Annotated in this window: 1 protein-coding gene; it reads right to left on the bottom strand. The window is 70.1% G+C overall.

Annotated elements, in window-relative coordinates; all coding sequences use genetic code 11:
* Positions 1–214, bottom strand: a 214-nt coding sequence (locus SB719_RS22725; protein ID WP_412160119.1) for an alpha-E domain-containing protein, incomplete at its 3' end; no start/stop codon positions are given.
* Positions 215–234 lie beyond the last annotated feature (20 nt).

Below are 234 nucleotides of genomic sequence, written 5' to 3'. Positions count from 1 at the left end.
CGGCATCGATCGCGCGGCCGTCGGCGGTGAAGCTGTCGACCAGTCCTAGCGAATCCAGCGCCCGCCGCCACGGCGCGGCCGCGGCCTTGCCGCGATCGAGGCGTTCGGGCAGCAGCGCGATGCGCTGGGCGATGTCGAGCAGCCGGGCGGTGTTCTCGGCGCGCTCCATGTGGCGCGCGACCCAGTAGAGATCGTAAGCGGTTCTGCACAGCACGCGTCAGTTCTCCATGATCC

It is taken from the genome of Pantoea sp. SIMBA_079 (assembly GCF_046940275.1).
Taxonomy (GTDB): domain Bacteria; phylum Pseudomonadota; class Gammaproteobacteria; order Enterobacterales; family Enterobacteriaceae; genus Pantoea; species Pantoea borealis.
The sequence above is the reverse complement of the archived record's forward strand: the minus strand, read 5'-3'. Positions and strand labels throughout refer to the sequence as shown.